The following is an 18,914-nucleotide window of genomic DNA, read 5'->3' as shown; positions in this document are numbered from 1 at the left end:
CATTACCGTGGTCAGTACATTTACACTTCTATACTTACCTCTCCTTGAATTGCTTCATAGCGAGCCTTATATCAAGCCATATCTTAGGATGCTTATATTTAGGACAGCAGTAGCCTTTTGAAATAAGTGAATTTTTTAGCTAATCCAGAGTCTTAATTTACAACGGGCCTGTAACAGCCATTCATCCTATTCATTCACCGTTAGGTATTGAGAGAGTTTAATTCAATGAAGAAAAAGTCATTATTTCTTAGTGCGCTGGCAATGAGTGTCGCCCTGGGTCTCGCGTCTGTTCCAATGGTGAACGCAGCAGCACTGCCGGCAGCCGTGGCCGGGCAGGCAGTTCCTAGTCTGGCACCGATGTTGGAAAAAGTTTTGCCCGCGGTAGTCAGTGTTCATGTGTCAGGAACACAGGCACAACAGCAACGTTTGCCGGAAGAATTCAAATTCTTCTTTGGCCCGAATGCACCCGCCGGTAAAGAAAGCAGCCGTCCATTCGAGGGGTTAGGGTCGGGTGTTATCATTAATGCCGAAAAAGGCTATGTGCTGACAAACAACCACGTTATCAATAATGCGGATAAAATTCGCGTTCAGCTCAATGATGGTCGTGAATATGATGCGAAGCTGCTAGGACGTGATGAACAAACCGATATCGCGTTATTGCAGTTAACCGATGCCAAAAATCTGACCGCGATTAAAATGGCCGATTCCGATAACCTGCGAGTGGGTGATTTTGCCGTTGCTGTCGGTAATCCATTTGGTCTGGGGCAAACAGCAACATCGGGGATTATTTCCGCCTTGGGTCGTAGTGGCTTGAATTTGGAAGGGTTGGAAAACTTTATCCAGACCGACGCCTCCATCAACCGTGGTAACTCTGGCGGCGCGCTAGTTAACCTCAATGGTGAATTGATTGGGATTAACACCGCAATTCTGGCCCCAGGTGGCGGCAACATCGGTATCGGCTTTGCTATTCCAAGTAACATGGCGCAAAACCTCAGCCAACAATTGATTGAGTTTGGCGAAGTGAAGCGCGGGTTGTTGGGCATTCGTGGCAGCGAAATGACCGCTGACATGGCCAAAGCCTTTAATATTGATGCTCAGCGTGGCGCTTTTGTCAGTGAAGTGCTACCAAAATCAGCCGCATCTAAAGCAGGCATCAAAGCCGGTGATGTGTTGGTTTCTGTTGATGGGAAACCCATCAGTAGCTTTGCTGAGTTGCGGGCCAAAGTGGGCACCACCGGGCCAGGTAAAGCCATTAAAGTTGGCATGCTGCGCGATGGGAAACCGCTTGAAGTCACCGTAACCCTGGAAAACAGCAGCCCAACGTCAACTAGCGCAGAAACCTTATCGCCATCATTGCAGGGTGCATCCCTGAGCAATGGGGAAATAAAAGGGGGCAGTAAGGGCATCAAAGTTGAGAGCGTGACCAAAGGCTCACCTGCAGCGCAATCTGGTTTGCAGAAAGATGATGTGATTATTGCTGTAAACCGTGTCCGGGTTCAGGATATTACTCAGTTGCGCAAAGCCCTTGATGCGAAACCGGCGGTAATTGCACTGAATATTGTGCGCGGTGAAGAGAATATTTACCTGTTAATACGCTAATTTGCAGAAAAATCGGACACAGCACAATGCTGTGTCCGCCAAACTCATGCTATCCTCCTGTCATCCATCCATTTACGCCTTAAACCTCATGTTTCTTAAGCTATTGCGTTCTATTATTTTGGGGCTAATTATTGCCGGTGTCTTGCTGGTCGCAATACCTATGCTCCGTAGTCCGGGTCATATCTTTTCCGGCAAGAGCAATAGCATAGATGAAGAGGTTCCAGCCAGTTATAACCAGGCGGTACGCAGAGCTGCCCCTGCGGTGGTTAATGTCTATAACCGTAGCCTAAGCTCGACACAAGATGGACTGGCTATTCGTACATTGGGTTCTGGCGTAATCATGAGTGATAAGGGATATATCCTTACCAACAAGCACGTTATCAATAATGCTGAACAGATAATTGTGGCACTACAAAATGGCCGAGTATCCGAGGCATTACTCGTGGGTTCCGATGGCTTAACTGATTTAGCGGTACTAAAAATTGATGCGGTGAACCTACCAGTAATTCCAATCAATATTAATCGTGCCCCCCATATCGGTGATGTCGTGCTGGCAATTGGCAACCCTTATAACCTTGGCCAAACCGTCACCCAAGGGATTATCAGCGCCACTGGACGTATTGGTTTAAGTGATTCCGGGCGACAAAACTTCCTTCAGACCGATGCTTCAATCAATCAGGGGAATTCTGGCGGGGCGCTGGTGAATACCTTGGGCGAACTGATGGGAATTAACACTCTGTCCTTTGATAAGAGCAGTAACGGCGAAACACCGGAAGGGATTGGTTTTGCGATTCCAACAGCACTTGCGACCAAAGTGATGGAGAAGCTTATCCGTGACGGTCGAGTGATACGTGGCTATATCGGAGTTACCGGCGAGGAATATCCGCCCTTCAATGCCAGCGGCAATAGTACGGATCGGGTGCATGGGATTAAGGTCAATGACATATCAGCTCATGGCCCCGCAGTAGATGCAGGTCTGCAAATTGGCGATATCATCCTTAGTGTTAATAATAAACCTGCGACATCCGTTATCGAAACGATGGATCAGGTAGCAGAAATCCGCCCCGGTACCACCATCCCTATCTTATTGTTACGTAACGGCCAACAGATGACGGCACAAATCACTATCAGCGAGTTAGATCAAAATGCCGTGCTAGGTCATCAGACAACACCACAACCGTAATAGTCATCTTGAAATTCGGGTAAAAAAGCGGCCAACTGCACTTATATCGTGATGGACGAAGAGTTTAGCCATAAAAAATGCCAGCGCGATATCATCGGCTGGCATCTGTTTTTCTTGCGTTTTAGCGGGTTTATTCGCCTTTTATACGCTCAATCTTGGCACCCAAGGCACGCAATTTATCTTCGATACGCTCGTAGCCACGGTCGATATGATAAATACGATCAACGATAGTTACCCCGTCAGCAATACAGCCCGCTAATACCAAACTGGCTGAAGCACGCAAATCAGTGGCCATCACCTGGGCACCTGATAGTTGCTCAACACCATAACAAATCACGGTATTGCTCTCGATTTCTGCATGTGCGCCCATCCGAATAAGCTCAGGCACATGCATGAAGCGGTTCTCAAAAATGGTCTCAGTGATAACACCGGTTCCTTCCGCCACCAAATTCAATAAGCTGAATTGAGCTTGCATATCAGTTGGGAAACCAGGGTGCGGCGCAGTGCGTAGCGTAACCGCTTTCGGACGCTGCCCATGCATATCAAGGCTTATCCAGTCGTCGCCAATCTCAATATCAGCACCCGCTTCACGCAGTTTAGCCAATACCGCATCCAGCGTATCAGGCCGAGTTTGACGGCACACAACCTTACCACCAGAGATGGCCGCTGCAACCAGGAAAGTACCGGTTTCAATGCGATCAGGCAGCACACGATAAACACCACCCCCCAAGCGAGCAACGCCCTCGATGGTAATTCTGTCAGTACCTGCACCACTGATTTTCGCACCCAGCGTATTGAGGAAATTAGCCGTATCGACAATTTCCGGCTCACGGGCCGCATTCTCAATCACAGTGGTGCCTTCAGCTAATGTGGCAGCACTCATAATGGTAACAGTCGCGCCAACGCTGACTTTATCCATGACGATATGCGCGCCTTTCAGGCGGCCATCGACGGATGCTTTAACATAGCCCTCTTCCAGCTTGATTTCAGCACCCAGTTGTTCCAAACCGGAAATATGCAAATCAACCGGACGCGCACCGATAGCGCAGCCGCCGGGTAAAGAGACCTGGCCTTTGCCAAAACGGGCAACCAGTGGCCCCAATGCCCAAATAGAGGCACGCATGGTTTTGACTAAATCATAAGGAGCGCAAAACTCATCCACGCCGCTGGCATCAACAAAAACTGAACCAGAGTCATTACGCTCAATTTTTGTGCCTAATTGGCTGAGCAGCTTAATGGTGGTATCAATGTCTTTTAGCTTTGGGACATTTTGCAACTCTACTGGTTCTTCAGCCAGCAACGCAGCAAACATTATTGGCAATGCGGCGTTTTTCGCTCCTGAAATAGTGACTTCACCGCTTAGGCGAGTCCGCCCCTGCACACGAAATTTATCCATTGTGACCACTCTCTGTTGTCAATTCGAATTTACTGCCCGCCTTAGAACTGTCGACGCTTCGTTAAACAGCTCTCGGGCCAACAGCATTAAAAGCCGTTTAGTTTGCGATCCCGTTGCCACTCTTGCGGCGTATAGGCCTTAATTGATAAGGCATGAATACGGTTATCAGCGATATATTCCATCAAAGGCGCATACACAGCCTGCTGTTTTTTCACCCGGCTCATATCGGCAAATAACTCACCGACAGCAATCACCTGAAAGTGGCTGCCATCACCGGTAACATGCGCTTCTTGTAATGCTAATGCTTGCATCAGCACGTCTTTAATTTCGTTAGTATCCATAAGATTCATTCTATTTTAAGAGGATCGTTATTTTTAAGTGAAGCATAGCCAGCCAAACATATTAGTGGAATACGGCGAGCTCCGAAACTAAAGAAAAGCCCCTGTTTCGTTGTTACGCACAGGGGCCTTTGAATATCTTTGGCTTTTATACCCTTCTTACCTGGGTATAGCTTTTGGTATAGACGACACAGAAAGCCGCGAACTTAACTAACGAGCCATTTCTACCGGAATGATGTGCTGGAGGTTGTACAGCTCAATCAGAGTAGACAACCGATCACTGACACCAGTAATCGTTAATGAGACACTTTGTTTGCCTGCCGGTTCATGAAGAGAATGCAGTTCGCGAAAGTGCACCAGCAATGCCAGACCGGATGAGTCGACACGCTGTAATTGGCTGACATCAATATGAGTCTTACCCGCCAATAACGCCTCACGCTGCTGCCAAAGTGGTAGCAGTGTTTCACGATCTAATTCACCTCGCAGCACCAGCGTTTCTTGCTGTGACTGCCAGCTCAATTTATCTACCATAATTATTGCTTATCTAACGTAATTGGCTGTTTCGCGGCGATCAACAACTGCTTAGTCAGGCCATCAACCCCTTGCTGACGCAGGATAGAAGCCCACTCATTTTGCTTAGTGCTAATCATGCTAACCCCTTCGGCTATCATGTCATACGCCTGCCAGTTACCGGTTTGGCTATTTTTACGCCATTGAAAATCTAAACGCACAGGTGGTCGGCCATTTGGGTCAAGAATAGTCACGCGAATAGCAACAATATTGGCATCACCCAGTGGTTGGTCTGGTGCAACATCGTAAGTTTGGCCGTGGTACAGCGCCAATGCCTGACCGTAAGCCTGTTCCAGATATTGACTGAACGCATTGAAGTACGCTTCGCGTTGCGCAGGGGTCGCCGCTTTATAATAGCTACCCAGGACTAACGCACCGGCGTATTTGATCTGGACAAATGGCAACAGTTCTTCACGTACGATAGTGCGCAAATAGTCTGGGTTCTGTTTGATCTTAGGTTGTTCGGTTTTTAAGCGCGTGAATGTTCTTTGCGCGGCTTCATCCATCATTCGGTATGGATTAGTTTGATCGACAGCATTCGCCAGTGGTGCTACCACCAGCAACGCAACCATAAGTAAACGTTTAAACATTCAGAGACCCTCTTAAGGATGTTGAGTTGCAGGTAAGCTGCCGTTATCTGTCGGTGTGGGCGCCGCTGCCGTTGGGGCTGCTGGCTCACTTGCTGGCGCATCAGAATTACCATCCCCGCCACTCTTGTACAAGAACTGGCCGATAAGATCTTCCAACACCAGTGCAGATTTGGTGTCTTGAATTATACCGCCATCTTTCAAAATAGTGGTGCCCATATCCGGGTCTTCAAAACCGACATTTAGTGCCAGGAACTGTTCACCCAATAAGCCAGAAGTGCGTACCGCCAAAGAGCTGGTATCCGGGATATGGTTATAACGTTGCTGAATATCTATCGCCACACGTGGGCTGTAGTTTTTGGTATCCAGCGTGATGTCAGCCACCCGCCCCACCACAACACCGCCAATTTTGACCGGCGAATTGGTTTTCAGGCCACCCACATTGTCAAACGTTGCATAAATTCGATAAGTCGGCTGGTTGCCTACTGATTTGATATCCGCAACCTTCAGGCAGAGAAATACGACCGCCAGAATAGCAATCAGTATAAACAAACCTACCCAGACTTCACTTTTCTTCGTTTGCATCGACTCAATTCCCAAACATCAGTGCTGTCAGCACAAAATCCAATCCCAATACCGCCAGCGATGAATGCACTACGGTACGGGTCGTTGCCCGGCTAATCCCTTCAGATGTTGGGATCGCATCATAACCATTGAACAGCGCAATCCAGGTCACAGTAATAGCAAATACCAGACTCTTAATTAGGCAATTCAGTAAATCGGTACGCCACTCCACAGCATTTTGCATCGCCGACCAGAAGAAACCGCCATCGATCCCTTTCCAGTCAACCCCCACCACAGAGCCACCCCAGATACCGACGGCAACAAAAATAGCGGTTAATAATGGCATACTGATAAGACCTGCCCAGAACCGGGGAGCCACCACTCGGCGCAGCGGGTCGATTGCCATCATTTCCAAACTGGAAATCTGTTCAGTGGCTTTCATCAAGCCAATCTCCGCGGTTAGAGCAGAACCAGCGCGACCGGCGAACAACAGTGCGGTTACCACCGGCCCCAACTCACGTAGCAGTGATAAAGACACCATCATCCCAAGACTGGCTTCAGCACTGTATGTGGTGAGGATCAAAAAGCCCTGTAACCCCAGAACCATGCCGATAAACAGACCGGAAACCACGATAATCAGTAGCGATTGCACACCGACGCTATAGAGCTGTTTAACCAATAATGGCCATTGTTTTCGCGGTTCAGGCCGCCCGACAAGGGCATTGAATAACATTAAACCCGCGCGACCAAAGGATGCGCTGACATTAATGCCCCGGCGCCCTAAAGACGCTAACGCCTGTACTAACATGAATACTCCATCAGCCTATCTCCTTCGTATTTGAAGCTACAGGGGGTTAGCTACGATAACTCCCGAACCACTTAACCGAGTAAGTTCATCGGGCTTCGCTCGCTTACTGCCTACCTGCAAATCCAATTACTTTGGGTATAACAGCTCAGTTTTATAATCACCGGCCGGGAAACGGAAAGGCACCGGCCCGTCGGCAATACCATCAAGGAACTGGCGCACCTGCATATCGCTATTGGCTTGCAACTGTTCCGGTGTTCCTTCGGCAATAACATGCCTTCCGGCAACAATATAGGCATAATCAGCAATACTAAGGACTTCAGGCACATCGTGGGAGACCACCACGCAAGTCACGCCTAATGCATGATTCAGCTCATCAATCAGTTTTACCAGCACCCCCATAGTTATAGGGTCCTGACCCACAAATGGCTCATCAAACATAATTAATTCAGGATCAAGGGCAATGGCCCTTGCCAGTGCAGCACGCCGCGCCATACCGCCGGATAGTTCGGCAGGCATCAGATTAGCCGCCCCACGCAGCCCCACGGCTTCCAACTTCATCATCACCGTACTGTGCAGCAATTCCTCCGGCAAACGGCTATGTTCGCGTAATGGGAAAGCCACATTCTCAAACACGGTCAAATCAGTGAATAACGCACCAGATTGAAACAGCATGCTCATTTTCTTACGCACATCATACAAACGCTGACGTGAAAGCGCCGGAATATTATCACCATCAAACCAGATTTCACCTGCATCCGGTACAAGTTGCCCACCGATCAGGCGCAACAATGTGGTTTTACCAATTCCTGATGGCCCCATAATCGCAGTCACTTTGCCGCGGGGGACCGTCATGTTGATATCGGCGAATATCGGACGCTCACCACGGGTAAAACTCATCCCGCGGATCTCTATCAAATTCGACGACAATTGCTTCATTATCATTCGTCCCTTTAGGCCTTTAATTACTCATCCGAGCGCCAATGCTACATCAAATGGCGGCAACGAGCACAATGGGAAGTATTTTGGCAACTTATTGTCACTTTTTCGTAGCCAAAGTTGCCATAAGTTTTACTTTTCTGGCACTCACAGTCAAAATTAGGGTTAACTCAAAAAAGAGCGTAAAACGCTGTTAGTTGTTTTTACCCATGGGCTAGCTGTTTTCAACCGAAAATGGGTTACCAACAGTCAGCTTCTACCAACGGATCGGGATTATATACCCAAAGTAATTGGAGTTGCAGGTAGGCAGCAAGCGAGCGAAGCCCGATGAGCTTACATTAAGTAAGTAATTCGGGTGACAAATCTGCCGGGAGCTGATTTGAACGCTGCTTGCAGCGGCCTCAACGAGGTGAGGCCCATGGATGGGCCGAGTAAAGAACGTAGCTAACACTCCTGTAACTTCAAGGACGCCGGGTATACCTAATAAAGGACTTTGCATGTTTCTTGCGATAACACTATTAATCATCGGCTTGGTCTTATTAGTGTATGGCGCTGATCGATTAGTTTATGGCGCCGCTGTGTTATCCCGTTCTTTCGGCATCCCCCCCCTTATTATTGGGATGACCATCGTCGGTATCGGCACATCGCTACCTGAGTTGATGGTTTCGGTGACTGCAGCACTGAATAATCAGACCGATATGGCGGTTGGGAATGTGCTTGGCTCTAATATTACCAATTTACTGCTGATTGTCGGTGGTGCCGCCCTTATACGCCCATTAACAGTACGATCAGAGATTTTACGCCGTGAATTACCGTTGATGCTGGTAGTGACGGTGCTATGTGGTTTCCTGCTGGCTGATAACCATCTCAGCCGTGGAGATGGTATTATTTTGCTGGTAGCAGCGGCGGCGTTTATTATTCTGATGCTGAAAATTGCCCGTCTGGCCCATGCGGAAGGCAATGACATCCTGACTCGCGAACAGTTGGCTGAATTGCCTCAAGACAGTAGCAATACCGTCGCTCTTTTGTGGTTAGTGTTAGCTTTCATTATCTTGCCGCTCTCGGCCAAAATGATTATCGATAATGCCACGGTCATTGCCCGGGTCGCAGGTGTCAGTGAACTGGTTATAGGGCTGACTGTTATTGCCATCGGCACCAGTTTACCTGAACTGGCTACTTTTATCGCTGGCGCGTTGAAAGGGGAAGATGATATGGCGGTCGGCAATATCATTGGTTCGAACATTTTTAATATTGTGATTGTGTTAGGTGTACCTGCTCTGCTCTCCCCTGGCGACATTAATCCAGAAGCTTTCCAGCGCGACTATTGGGTGATGCTCGGTGTCAGTGTGATATTTACCCTTCTTTGCTTGGGGCGTAAACATCGCATCAGTCATATGGCAGGTGCTCTGTTATTATGTGGGTTTATCGCTTATCTAGCGGTGCTGTTTTTTGCACCCTTTAATGTGGCATAACCATGTTCATTCAATGGGAACCAAGTATGTCTTCTTATGATTTACAGCCAGCAACTGATTCACCGTCGGGTATTAACTCATTGCCTAGAGTGGATTTTCAACAGGCGGGTAAACAGGTGCTACAGATTGAGCGCGAAGGACTGGCACAACTCGATCAATATATTAATGACGATTTTGCCAAAGCCTGCGATGCAATATTTAACTGTCATGGCAAAGTTGTGGTTATGGGGATGGGCAAATCTGGCCATATTGGTTGCAAAATTGCCGCCACCTTCGCCAGCACGGGAACACCTGCCTTTTTCGTCCACCCCGGTGAAGCCAGTCATGGCGATCTCGGCATGGTCACGCCACAAGATATTGTGCTCGCCATCTCTAATTCAGGGGAATCCAACGAGATCCTCGCTCTCATCCCGGTTCTAAAGCGCCAAAAAATTCCGCTAATCTGCATGAGCAATAATCCTGAAAGTAGCATGGGTAAAGCGGCCGATATTCATTTGTGCATCAAGGTCCCACAAGAGGCCTGCCCATTAGGGTTGGCGCCGACCACCAGTACCACGGCCACCTTGGTGATGGGGGACGCGCTTGCAGTTGCATTGTTACAGGCTCGAGGCTTCACGCCAGAAGATTTTGCTCTCTCCCATCCAGGCGGAGCACTGGGGCGCAAGTTACTGTTGCGAATCAGCGATATCATGCACACTGGTGCAGAGCTCCCGCACATCAGTCCCGATGCGTCATTACGCGATGCGTTACTGGAGATTACTCGGAAGAATCTGGGTTTAACTGTCATCTGTGACGATTTGATGATGATTAAAGGTATCTTTACCGACGGTGACTTGCGCCGGATATTTGATTTGGGTGTCGATCTGAATAACGCGAAAATTGCGGATGTGATGACCAGTGGCGGTATTCGAGTCCCTCCAACCATGTTGGCTGTGGATGCACTCAACCTGATGGAGTTGCGCCATATTACCGCCGTACTGGTCGCAGATGGCGATCAGTTGCTAGGTGTGGTGCATATGCATGACATGCTGAGAGCCGGCGTGGTCTAACCGTGGACTGTCTGGTGAATAAAACAGCTAACAACGCCGCAACGTCAAGTAAGAAGGGTAAAATGAGCGACACCGTATATCAGGACACATGCTATGGACCAGTAGCCGACACTGTGATGTCACGTGCGGCGAAAATTCGCCTACTGATTTGTGATGTCGATGGTGTGATGTCCGACGGCCTGATTTATATGGGTAATCAGGGCGAAGAGCTGAAAGCTTTCAACGTGCGTGATGGCTATGGTATCCGCTGCCTGATAACCTCAGGTATTGAAGTGGCCATTATTACTGGCCGTCGCGCAAAATTACTGGAAGACCGCGCCAACACCTTAGGCATTACCCACCTTTATCAAGGGCAATCTGATAAGCTGGTGGCCTATAACGAATTGTTGGTAGCATTAGCATGCCAGCCTGAGCAGGTTGCTTATATTGGGGATGACCTGATTGATTGGCCGGTCATGGCACAAGTTGGGTTATCTGTTGCAGTCGCGGATGCCCATCCGTTACTTCTTCCCAAGGCACATTATGTGACGCGAATCCATGGCGGGCGCGGTGCAGTACGCGAGATATGTGATTTGATATTATTAGCTCAAGATAAACTTGAAGGTGCCAAAGGATTGTCGATATGAGTAAAACAAGACTATGGATAACATTATCCTTGGCACTGATTGCTTTGGCATTGATTGGCTGGAATATATCCGGCTTTAATCAGCAGGACACGCAAACCGTGGCCACTGATAATGAGCCCTCTTCGCAGAGCCAGCATACTGTGACCGTGGTATTCAATCCGGTCGGGCAATTGAATTATAAATTGGTGGCGGAAGACGTACAAAACTTCAGCACTCAAGAGTTAACCTGGTTTACCAAGCCGGTCATGACTCTGTTTGCGGAGAATGCAGTCGCCACTTGGACAGTGCGCGCCGACCGCGCCAAACTGACCAATGATAAGATGCTGTATTTGTATGGTCATGTTGAAGTTGATAGCCTGACACCAGACGCACAGTTACAAAAAATTAAAACCGATAACGCCCAGGTTAATTTGATCACTCAGGATGTATCCTCAGACGATGAAGTTACCCTCTTTGGTGTTGGATTCACATCTAACGGCATGAAAATGCGTGGGAACTTGCGGGACAAAACCGCTGAGCTGATTGAAAAGGTTAAAACCTCTTATGAAATCCAAAAATAAACTTCGTCATTTTTTGCTTGCCAGTTCACTTTTGGCCGCAAGCCTGCCCGCTCTGGCGTTAACGGGTGATACTGATCAGCCCGTCACGGTTGACTCCGTTAAACAAGCGTTAGATATGGAGGCCAATACTGTCACATTTACCGACAATGTGGTTATCAAGCAAGGTACCATTGAGATTAAAGCTGATAAAGTCGTGGTTACGCGCCCAGGCGGAGATCAAAGCAAAATGGTCATTGAAGGTTATGGTAATCCAGTAACTTTCTACCAGATGCAAGACAGTGGCAAACCCGTAAAAGGCCATGGGCAGAAACTGCGTTATGAAGTCGCAAATGATTTTGTGGTGTTGACTGGCAATGCTTATCTGGAGCAACTTGATAGTAATATCAAAGGTGATCGCATCACTTATCTGGTGAAAAAACAGCAGATGGAAGCCTTCAGTGATAAAGGCAACCGCGTCACCACCGTGTTATTACCGTCCCAATTACAAGACAAAGGGCCAGCAGCTTCAGGCCAAAAGAAGAGTAAGTAATCATTTATGGCAACATTAATCGCAGAAAAGCTGGCTAAGGCGTACAAAGGCCGTAAAGTGGTCGAAGACGTAAGCCTCAATGTGAAATCCGGTGAGATAGTGGGCCTGCTTGGGCCGAACGGCGCAGGGAAAACCACCACTTTTTATATGGTCGTCGGCATTGTCCAGCGTGACGCCGGGCGTATTGTGATTGATGACGAAGATATCAGCCTCTTGCCTCTCCATGAACGCGCCCGTCGCGGTATTGGTTATTTACCGCAAGAAGCCTCTATTTTCCGCCGCCTGAGTGTATTTAACAACTTAATGGCGGTGCTGGAGATCCGTAAAGACCTCTCGGCTGAGCAGCGTGAGGAACGGGCTGATGAATTAATGGAAGAGTTCCATATCACTCATTTACGTGACAACTTGGGGCAATCGCTTTCCGGTGGTGAACGCCGCCGTGTTGAAATAGCCCGTGCACTGGCGGCAAATCCTAAGTTTATTCTGCTGGATGAGCCTTTTGCCGGGGTTGATCCGATTTCCGTTATCGATATTAAAAAAATTATTGAACATCTACGCGACAGTGGTCTTGGCGTTCTTATTACCGACCATAACGTGCGTGAAACGTTAGACGTCTGTGAGCGGGCTTATATCGTAAGCCAGGGTCATTTAATCGCTCACGGTACGCCACAGGAAATCCTGGCTGACGAACAAGTTAAGCGTGTTTACCTCGGTGAAGAATTCCGTCTCTGACCTTTTTCCCATACCCAATAGATTTCAAGGTGTAGGAAGGCGGCAAACAATAAAATCGGTCATAAATCGATTTAAACAGCATTTATGCTAGCCCGCAGGTGCGGCCAAGTAACCGGCAGCCAATACCCCTGCAATTTGAAAGATGACGGATATTCCGTCATCCATAAAGGAAAATTGATACCGCATTATGAAGCAAGGTTTGCAACTCAAGTTCAGCCAACAACTGGCTATGACTCCGCAGCTTCAACAGGCTATTCGCTTGTTGCAGCTTTCTACACTTGAACTCCAGCAGGAGATTCAGTTAGCGCTGGAGAGTAACCCCCTGCTTGAGCAAACTGATCTTCATGAAGAGATAGATGCAAAAGAGACCGTAGACAGTGAATCGCTTGATACCCGCGAGGCGCTGGAACAAAAAGATATGCCTGAAGAGTTGCCACTTGATGCCACCTGGGATGAGATCTACACCGCAGGCACGCCATCAGGAATGGGCAATGATTATAGCGATGATGAGTTGCCGGTTTATCAAGGGGAAACGACCCAAACGCTGCAAGACTACCTGATGTGGCAAGTGGATTTAACCCCATTCTCTGATACTGATGTTGCCATTGCGACCTCTATCGTGGATGCGGTCGATGAAACCGGTTACCTTACGGTGCCACTGGAAGATATTCTGGAAAGCATGGGGGACGAGAACGTCGCACTGGATGAAGTAGAAGCGGTGCTTAAGCGGATACAACACTTTGATCCTATTGGTGTCGCGGCACGTAACCTGCGTGAATGTCTGTTGGTACAGTTGTCACAATATGACAAAGATACCCCCTATCTTGCCGAAGCACGTCTGGTGGTTAGCGATTATCTGGATTTGCTGGGTAACCATGATTTCCGTACGATGATCCGCTTGAGTCGGCTAAAAGAAGATACACTTAAAGAAGCGATCGGCCTGATTCAGTCTCTGGATCCGCGTCCGGGTCAATCCATTAATACCGGGGAGTCCGAGTACGTCATTCCCGATGTTTTGGTGCGTAAAGACAAAGATCAATGGACGGTCGAGCTGAATGCCGATAGCATTCCACGCCTAAAAATCAACCAGCAGTATGCGGCGATGGGTAGCAGTACCCGCAATGACAGTGACGGGCAGTTTATCCGTAGCAATTTGCAAGAAGCAAAATGGTTGATAAAAAGCCTTGAAAGCCGCAATGAAACACTGCTGAAGGTGGCGCGTTGTATTGTAGAGCAGCAAGTAGCGTTTTTTGAGAATGGGCCTGAATTTATGAAACCCATGGTACTGGCCGATATCGCCCAGGCTGTGGATATGCATGAGTCGACAATCTCTCGCGTGACCACGCAGAAGTTCCTGCACAGTCCACGGGGTATTTTCGAGCTAAAATATTTCTTCTCCAGCCACGTCAATACCGATAGCGGAGGTGAAGCTTCTTCCACTGCAATCCGTGCACTGGTGAAAAAATTGGTTGCAGCAGAAAATCCTGCTAAACCTCTTAGTGACAGTAAGCTGACCACATTATTATGTGAACAAGGCATCATGGTGGCACGGCGTACCGTCGCGAAGTACCGAGAGTCGTTATCCATCCCGCCGTCAAATCAGCGTAAACAGTTGGTTTGACCTGAACTGAGAAGGAAGACACTATGCAGCTCAATATTACCGGACATCATGTCGAAATAACCGAAGCATTACGCGAGTTTGTTACCACTAAATTTGCCAAACTTGAGCAATATTTTGATCGCATTAACCAAGTATATGTGGTTTTAAGTGTTGAGAAAGTAAAACAAATTGCAGAAGCAACGGTACATGTGAATGGAGGCGAGTTGCACGCAAGCTCAGAGCAGGAGGATATGTACGCCGCAATTGATATTTTGGTTGATAAACTGGCCCGCCAGTTGAACAAACATAAAGACAAATTGAAACAACACTAAGAATCCTTGCGACTGTTATACCCAAAGAACATGGCGTTGCAGGTAGGCAGCAAACGAATGACAAATCGGCCAGAAGCCGATTTTAATCGTATTTCTGCAAGCAGGCTTATTGATCTCGATGAGCTGACTAAAGTCAGTGATTCGGGTAAGTCAACGTAGCGAACAACCCTGTAGTTTCAAGTACAAAGGGTATATTCACCCATAAAGGTTCTACACTCGCTACATAACCGTTTCCCGCGTCGGGAGTGAATCCCCGCTGGAAACGGTTTAAAACAGCGCTTAAGTGAAAGATGAGATGATCAACGATCCAGCATTGCAATTAAGCTCGGTATTAAATATCGAGTGCACCAAAAGCTCCGTACATTGCTCAAGTAAAAAACGGGCTTTGGAAATTATCAGCGAGTTGGCTGCCAAGCAACTTAACCTACCTTCACAGGTAGTTTTCGATGCTGTCTTAACCCGCGAACGTATGGGCAGCACCGGTATTGGTAGTGGTATCGCGATACCTCATGGCAAGTTGGAAGAAGACACACTGCGTGCAGTGGGTGTATTTATCCGTCTGGAACAACCTATTGCCTTCGATGCTATTGATAACCAACCGGTTGATCTGTTATTTGCCTTGTTGGTTCCGGCAGATCAATGTAAAACTCACTTACACACTTTGTCTTTAGTGGCCAAGCGATTAGCTGATAAAACAGTGTGTCGGCGTCTGCGTGCAGCACAAAGTGATGATGAGCTTTATCAAATCATTACTGAATTACCACCGGAAACGGCGTAATTGGGAAAGTGGAAACTATTTTATCCGTTATGCCCGGATCTTGTAGCCGGAATATAGGGTTCTAATGTATACCCAATAAATTTCAAGATGTGGGCAAGCACTCAACACGCCTACAACTTGAAAGATAACGGGGATAAATACCAAGGGGAGTTACTCACATGGTGCTGATGATTGTCAGCGGCCGTTCCGGTTCAGGGAAGTCTGTTGCTTTGCGCGCATTGGAAGATATGGGCTTTTATTGTGTCGATAACTTGCCTGTGGTTCTGCTGCCGCAATTGGCGAGTACACTTGCCGATAGGAATATCTCTGCCGCAGTGAGCATAGACGTACGTAATATGCCTGAATCACCTGAGGTATTTGAACATGCCATGACTCAACTGCCGGACAGCTTTTCACCACAGTTGCTGTTTTTGGATGCCGATCGCAATACTTTGATTCGTCGCTATAGCGATACCCGTCGCTTGCATCCGTTATCGACCAAAAACCTGTCATTAGAAAGTGCTATTGATGAAGAAAGTGACCTGTTGGAGCCTCTGCGCTCACGGGCTGATCTGATCATTGATACCTCTGAAATGTCAGTGCATGAATTGGCTGAGATGCTGCGTACCCGCCTGTTGGGTAAACGTGAACGCGAATTGACGATGGTGTTTGAGTCCTTTGGCTTTAAACACGGTATCCCCATCGATGCCGATTATGTTTTCGATGTGCGTTTCTTGCCAAACCCGCACTGGGACCCTAAATTACGCCCAATGACAGGTTTGGATAAGCCAGTAATCTCTTTCCTGGATCGCCATACCGAAGTACATAACTTTGTGTATCAGACCCGCAGCTATCTGGAACAGTGGCTGCCGATGCTGGAAACCAATAACCGCAGTTATTTGACGGTTGCCATTGGTTGTACTGGTGGTAAACACCGCTCGGTTTATGTCGCTGAACAGTTGGCCGATTATTTCCGCGCTCGCGGCAAAAATGTCCAATCACGCCATCGTACTCTGGAAAAGCGTAAATAATGACAATCAAGCAGACCGTTGAGATCAAAAACAAGTTGGGGATGCACGCCAGACCCGCAATGAAATTGTTCGAGCTGGTTCAGAGTTTTGATGCTGAAGTAATGTTACGCAACGACAGCGGTACCGAAGCTGAGGCCAGCAGTGTTATTGCACTGCTGATGCTGGATTCAGCCAAGGGCCGTCAGATTGAGGTTGAAGCGACCGGCCCTGATGAAATTCAGGCGCTGGCGGCAGTGATTGAGTTATTTAATTCCGGCTTTGATGAAGATTGATTTTCACCGCTCAGGTGAGCGGTGCCCAAACAATCACTAATGGGTGAAGCACACCACCTTTGCAATTCAACATTTTCACACCTATCCCCCTTAACCGTCGTCCACGTTGACCGATCCGCGTGATTATCGCCTTTTGGTGCTATCCCGGTCCTTTCAATTAACTACAGCGCCCCCCCCTTTTCACTGCCAGAAAACCCATGATGCTAACTGATGGTCACCACCAACAGCATGACTCCCATCCCAGCACCGATACTCCTCCCTTTCAGCGGCATCGATAAATCGTGATGTTCTTGTCTGTTGGCCGATACAACGGAGTTTCCTGTTATATCAGTGCCGGCCACACCTGTTGCCCTCTATTCCCGATTGTTCCTCCATTTATAGCTCGCTATAGCTGGATTGATGTTTATTTTTGTGAAAATTTGAATTTTAAATCCAATTTAAATCAAAGCATTACATTACCTCCGTTACCTATTGTTAACAATTGTGAGTTTAATCGCATTTACTTGCTGAAAAAACCCTTATTTTTAACTTTATTAAACATTAAATAACTAAAATTAACATCCTCTATTTCTGTACAACGCCAGCGCGATAACCAAACGGATTTTCGCTGAACCTTGTTCCCCTGCAAATAACTAAAATAAGAGGCTCCATCATGTCTGAATCACCCACTGAACAATTAGTGATACCTAACGCGGTCCCTGCGGAGAACCATGCCTATCGCAAGGCTGCGTGGCATATTTTACCCTTACTGATGCTGTGCTATGTCGTCGCTTATTTAGATCGGGTTAACGTTGGCTTCGCCAAATTGCAGATGGCGGATGACTTACAATTTTCAGAGGCGGTGTATGGATTCGGCGCCGGTATCTTTTTTATTGCCTACTTCTTTCTGGAAATCCCCAGTAACCTGATGCTGCACCGCGTAGGGGCACGGTTGTGGATTGCGCGCATTATGATCACCTGGGGCATCATCTCGGCAGGGATGGCTTTTGTCACCACACCGATGTCATTTTACGTAATGCGTTGCTTGCTGGGAATTGCAGAGGCTGGATTCTATCCCGGCGTCATTCTTTATCTTTCTTATTGGTTCCCAACTAACCGCCGTGGCCGCATGTACGCCTTATTCGCCACCGCCGTTCCATTATCCGGCGTGATAGGCGCACCGTTATCGGGTTGGATCATGGGCGCATTTAATGGATTCCATGGCTTTGCGGGTTGGCAATGGATGTTTATCCTGGAAGGTATCCCATCCGTTTTAATCGGTATTTTGGTGATTTTTAAACTGACTGACCGTATCAGTCATGCCAAATGGCTAACCGACGAAGAGAAAAAGATCTTACAAACCAACATTGATAACGACACACAACATCATGTCCACAGCAGCCTGAAAGAGATTTTCCTGCAACCCCGAGTCTGGTTGCTCACGCTTATCTATTTCTGCCTGATTGCAGGTTTCTACACTATCGGCTTCTGGTTACCAACACTGATCAAAGAGAGTGGGGTAAAAGACGTACTGAGCATTGGTTTGTTAAGTGCCATTCCTTACGGTGCCGCCGCCCTGACCATGATCGTAGTATCACGTAGTGCTGACCGTTTGCGCGAACGGCGCTGGCATCTGGCTTTAACCGCGACATTGGGCGGGATCGGGATGATTATTTCCGCCAGTTTCAGTGACAACATCGTTATTGCCATGATGGGCTTAACTCTGGGTGCCATGGGGGCATTGAGTACCTTGCCACTATTTTGGAGCCTGCCAACTGCGTTCCTCGGTGGAACCGCAGCCGCAGCCGGCATCGCTCTGATTAACTCCTGGGGCAACCTGGCAGGCTTTGTCGCACCTTATATGATGGGCTACCTGAAAGACCTGACCCAAAGCACCACTACCGGAATGCTGATTATTTCCACCATGCTATTTATTGGTGCGGCGCTCGTATTTTTAGTCCCGGCCAAGACAGTAAACCGCTAACAATGCAGAT

21 protein-coding genes are annotated in these 18,914 nt (G+C 48.0%); 14 read left to right on the top strand and 7 right to left on the bottom strand.

The genetic code is table 11. The features are described 5' to 3' along the window. Nucleotides 1-225: 225 nt before the first annotated feature. Both degQ and degS read left to right on the top strand, forming a co-directional pair. The gene (gene degQ, locus Q2T71_RS21250; RefSeq protein WP_372560440.1) at nt 226-1,599 is read left to right on the top strand and encodes a serine endoprotease DegQ; all 1,374 of its coding nucleotides are present in this window, start codon (nt 226-228) and stop codon (nt 1,597-1,599) included. An 88-nt stretch (nt 1,600-1,687) separates the two neighbouring features. Next, nucleotides 1,688-2,782, top strand: coding sequence for an outer membrane-stress sensor serine endopeptidase DegS (degS, locus tag Q2T71_RS21245; protein WP_372560439.1), 1,095 nt, complete (start codon nt 1,688-1,690; stop codon nt 2,780-2,782). A 130-nt stretch (nt 2,783-2,912) separates the two neighbouring features. Here degS and murA read toward each other — a convergent pair whose 3' ends face one another. The 7 genes from murA to mlaF form a co-directional block, all read right to left on the bottom strand. After that, nucleotides 2,913-4,178 carry a UDP-N-acetylglucosamine 1-carboxyvinyltransferase gene (gene murA / locus Q2T71_RS21240; RefSeq protein WP_372560438.1) on the bottom strand — a complete coding sequence of 422 codons (1,266 nt, stop codon included), beginning with the start codon at nt 4,176-4,178 and terminating at the stop codon, nt 2,913-2,915. Between the two features lie 86 nt (nt 4,179-4,264). Continuing rightward, the gene (ibaG, locus tag Q2T71_RS21235) at nt 4,265-4,519 is read right to left on the bottom strand and encodes a BolA family iron metabolism protein IbaG (RefSeq protein WP_004710915.1); all 255 of its coding nucleotides are present in this window, start codon (nt 4,517-4,519) and stop codon (nt 4,265-4,267) included. Between the two features lie 207 nt (nt 4,520-4,726). After that, nucleotides 4,727-5,047, bottom strand: a complete 321-nt coding sequence (mlaB, locus tag Q2T71_RS21230) for a lipid asymmetry maintenance protein MlaB (RefSeq protein WP_083162280.1) — start codon at nt 5,045-5,047, stop codon at nt 4,727-4,729. Nucleotides 5,048-5,049: 2 nt separating this feature from the next. Then, nucleotides 5,050-5,676 (bottom strand): phospholipid-binding protein MlaC, encoded by a 627-nt coding sequence (mlaC, locus tag Q2T71_RS21225; RefSeq protein ID WP_372560437.1) that lies wholly within the window; start codon nt 5,674-5,676, stop codon nt 5,050-5,052. A gap of 12 nt (nt 5,677-5,688) precedes the next feature. Next, on the bottom strand, nt 5,689-6,258 hold the full coding sequence (gene mlaD, locus Q2T71_RS21220; RefSeq protein ID WP_372560436.1) for an outer membrane lipid asymmetry maintenance protein MlaD: 570 nt from the start codon (nt 6,256-6,258) through the stop codon (nt 5,689-5,691). Between the two features lie 4 nt (nt 6,259-6,262). Next, on the bottom strand, nt 6,263-7,045 hold the full coding sequence (gene mlaE, locus Q2T71_RS21215; RefSeq protein WP_083162274.1) for a lipid asymmetry maintenance ABC transporter permease subunit MlaE: 783 nt from the start codon (nt 7,043-7,045) through the stop codon (nt 6,263-6,265). A gap of 126 nt (nt 7,046-7,171) precedes the next feature. Further along, a complete protein-coding gene (gene mlaF, locus Q2T71_RS21210) occupies nt 7,172-7,981 on the bottom strand; it encodes a phospholipid ABC transporter ATP-binding protein MlaF (protein ID WP_372560435.1) in 810 nt (269 codons plus the stop codon). A 497-nt stretch (nt 7,982-8,478) separates the two neighbouring features. On the opposite strand from mlaF, the gene Q2T71_RS21205 reads away from it, so the two are divergent. The 12 genes from Q2T71_RS21205 to Q2T71_RS21150 all read left to right on the top strand — a co-directional run bounded on the left by Q2T71_RS21205 (nt 8,479) and on the right by Q2T71_RS21150 (nt 18,904). Next, nucleotides 8,479-9,453 (top strand): calcium/sodium antiporter, encoded by a 975-nt coding sequence (locus Q2T71_RS21205; RefSeq protein WP_372560434.1) that lies wholly within the window; start codon nt 8,479-8,481, stop codon nt 9,451-9,453. A gap of 26 nt (nt 9,454-9,479) precedes the next feature. After that, nucleotides 9,480-10,502: an arabinose-5-phosphate isomerase KdsD gene (kdsD, locus tag Q2T71_RS21200; RefSeq protein WP_372560433.1), complete on the top strand. Its 1,023-nt coding sequence runs from the start codon at nt 9,480-9,482 to the stop codon at nt 10,500-10,502. A gap of 62 nt (nt 10,503-10,564) precedes the next feature. Beyond that, nucleotides 10,565-11,128: a 3-deoxy-manno-octulosonate-8-phosphatase KdsC gene (gene kdsC, locus Q2T71_RS21195; RefSeq protein WP_083162270.1), complete on the top strand. Its 564-nt coding sequence runs from the start codon at nt 10,565-10,567 to the stop codon at nt 11,126-11,128. Continuing rightward, complete coding sequence (gene lptC, locus Q2T71_RS21190) at nt 11,125-11,688, top strand: LPS export ABC transporter periplasmic protein LptC (RefSeq protein WP_083162268.1); 564 nt, start codon at nt 11,125-11,127, stop codon at nt 11,686-11,688. Before kdsC ends, lptC begins: the two co-directional genes overlap by 4 nt. Beyond that, nucleotides 11,672-12,217, top strand: coding sequence for a lipopolysaccharide ABC transporter substrate-binding protein LptA (gene lptA, locus Q2T71_RS21185; protein WP_050087620.1), 546 nt, complete (start codon nt 11,672-11,674; stop codon nt 12,215-12,217). Before lptC ends, lptA begins: the two co-directional genes overlap by 17 nt. Before the next feature lie 6 nt (nt 12,218-12,223). After that, on the top strand, nt 12,224-12,949 hold the full coding sequence (lptB, locus tag Q2T71_RS21180) for an LPS export ABC transporter ATP-binding protein (RefSeq protein ID WP_372560432.1): 726 nt from the start codon (nt 12,224-12,226) through the stop codon (nt 12,947-12,949). 187 nt (nt 12,950-13,136) lie between these two features. Next, nucleotides 13,137-14,570 (top strand): RNA polymerase factor sigma-54, encoded by a 1,434-nt coding sequence (rpoN, locus tag Q2T71_RS21175; protein ID WP_083162264.1) that lies wholly within the window; start codon nt 13,137-13,139, stop codon nt 14,568-14,570. Nucleotides 14,571-14,593: 23 nt separating this feature from the next. Beyond that, on the top strand, nt 14,594-14,881 hold the full coding sequence (gene hpf / locus Q2T71_RS21170) for a ribosome hibernation promoting factor (protein ID WP_004392031.1): 288 nt from the start codon (nt 14,594-14,596) through the stop codon (nt 14,879-14,881). A 295-nt stretch (nt 14,882-15,176) separates the two neighbouring features. Beyond that, nucleotides 15,177-15,659 (top strand): PTS IIA-like nitrogen regulatory protein PtsN, encoded by a 483-nt coding sequence (ptsN, locus tag Q2T71_RS21165; protein ID WP_032906970.1) that lies wholly within the window; start codon nt 15,177-15,179, stop codon nt 15,657-15,659. 158 nt (nt 15,660-15,817) lie between these two features. Further along, complete coding sequence (gene rapZ, locus Q2T71_RS21160) at nt 15,818-16,669, top strand: RNase adapter RapZ (RefSeq protein ID WP_019212425.1); 852 nt, start codon at nt 15,818-15,820, stop codon at nt 16,667-16,669. Further along, nucleotides 16,669-16,941 (top strand): PTS phosphocarrier protein NPr, encoded by a 273-nt coding sequence (gene npr / locus Q2T71_RS21155; protein WP_019212424.1) that lies wholly within the window; start codon nt 16,669-16,671, stop codon nt 16,939-16,941. The genes rapZ and npr overlap by 1 nt, the downstream gene beginning before the upstream one ends. Nucleotides 16,942-17,593: 652 nt before the next feature. Next, nucleotides 17,594-18,904, top strand: a complete 1,311-nt coding sequence (locus Q2T71_RS21150; protein WP_372560431.1) for an MFS transporter — start codon at nt 17,594-17,596, stop codon at nt 18,902-18,904. Nucleotides 18,905-18,914: the final 10 nt, after the last annotated feature.

Source organism: Yersinia sp. 1652 StPb PI, assembly GCF_041538345.1.
GTDB classification, from domain to species: domain Bacteria; phylum Pseudomonadota; class Gammaproteobacteria; order Enterobacterales; family Enterobacteriaceae; genus Yersinia; species Yersinia enterocolitica_E.
This window is presented reverse-complemented; position numbering and strand designations above follow the sequence as displayed.

Coding starts and splice junctions, on each gene's coding strand:
- degQ (WP_372560440.1), top strand. CDS start 226: ATGAAGAAAAAGTCATTATTTCTTAGTGCGCTGGCAATGAGTGTCGCC.
- degS (WP_372560439.1), top strand. CDS start 1,688: ATGTTTCTTAAGCTATTGCGTTCTATTATTTTGGGGCTAATTATTGCC.
- murA (WP_372560438.1), bottom strand. CDS start 4,178: ATGGATAAATTTCGTGTGCAGGGGCGGACTCGCCTAAGCGGTGAAGTC.
- ibaG (WP_004710915.1), bottom strand. CDS start 4,519: ATGGATACTAACGAAATTAAAGACGTGCTGATGCAAGCATTAGCATTA.
- mlaB (WP_083162280.1), bottom strand. CDS start 5,047: ATGGTAGATAAATTGAGCTGGCAGTCACAGCAAGAAACGCTGGTGCTG.
- mlaC (WP_372560437.1), bottom strand. CDS start 5,676: ATGTTTAAACGTTTACTTATGGTTGCGTTGCTGGTGGTAGCACCACTG.
- mlaD (WP_372560436.1), bottom strand. CDS start 6,258: ATGCAAACGAAGAAAAGTGAAGTCTGGGTAGGTTTGTTTATACTGATT.
- mlaE (WP_083162274.1), bottom strand. CDS start 7,045: ATGTTAGTACAGGCGTTAGCGTCTTTAGGGCGCCGGGGCATTAATGTC.
- mlaF (WP_372560435.1), bottom strand. CDS start 7,981: ATGAAGCAATTGTCGTCGAATTTGATAGAGATCCGCGGGATGAGTTTT.
- Q2T71_RS21205 (WP_372560434.1), top strand. CDS start 8,479: ATGTTTCTTGCGATAACACTATTAATCATCGGCTTGGTCTTATTAGTG.
- kdsD (WP_372560433.1), top strand. CDS start 9,480: ATGTCTTCTTATGATTTACAGCCAGCAACTGATTCACCGTCGGGTATT.
- kdsC (WP_083162270.1), top strand. CDS start 10,565: ATGAGCGACACCGTATATCAGGACACATGCTATGGACCAGTAGCCGAC.
- lptC (WP_083162268.1), top strand. CDS start 11,125: ATGAGTAAAACAAGACTATGGATAACATTATCCTTGGCACTGATTGCT.
- lptA (WP_050087620.1), top strand. CDS start 11,672: ATGAAATCCAAAAATAAACTTCGTCATTTTTTGCTTGCCAGTTCACTT.
- lptB (WP_372560432.1), top strand. CDS start 12,224: ATGGCAACATTAATCGCAGAAAAGCTGGCTAAGGCGTACAAAGGCCGT.
- rpoN (WP_083162264.1), top strand. CDS start 13,137: ATGAAGCAAGGTTTGCAACTCAAGTTCAGCCAACAACTGGCTATGACT.
- hpf (WP_004392031.1), top strand. CDS start 14,594: ATGCAGCTCAATATTACCGGACATCATGTCGAAATAACCGAAGCATTA.
- ptsN (WP_032906970.1), top strand. CDS start 15,177: ATGATCAACGATCCAGCATTGCAATTAAGCTCGGTATTAAATATCGAG.
- rapZ (WP_019212425.1), top strand. CDS start 15,818: ATGGTGCTGATGATTGTCAGCGGCCGTTCCGGTTCAGGGAAGTCTGTT.
- npr (WP_019212424.1), top strand. CDS start 16,669: ATGACAATCAAGCAGACCGTTGAGATCAAAAACAAGTTGGGGATGCAC.
- Q2T71_RS21150 (WP_372560431.1), top strand. CDS start 17,594: ATGTCTGAATCACCCACTGAACAATTAGTGATACCTAACGCGGTCCCT.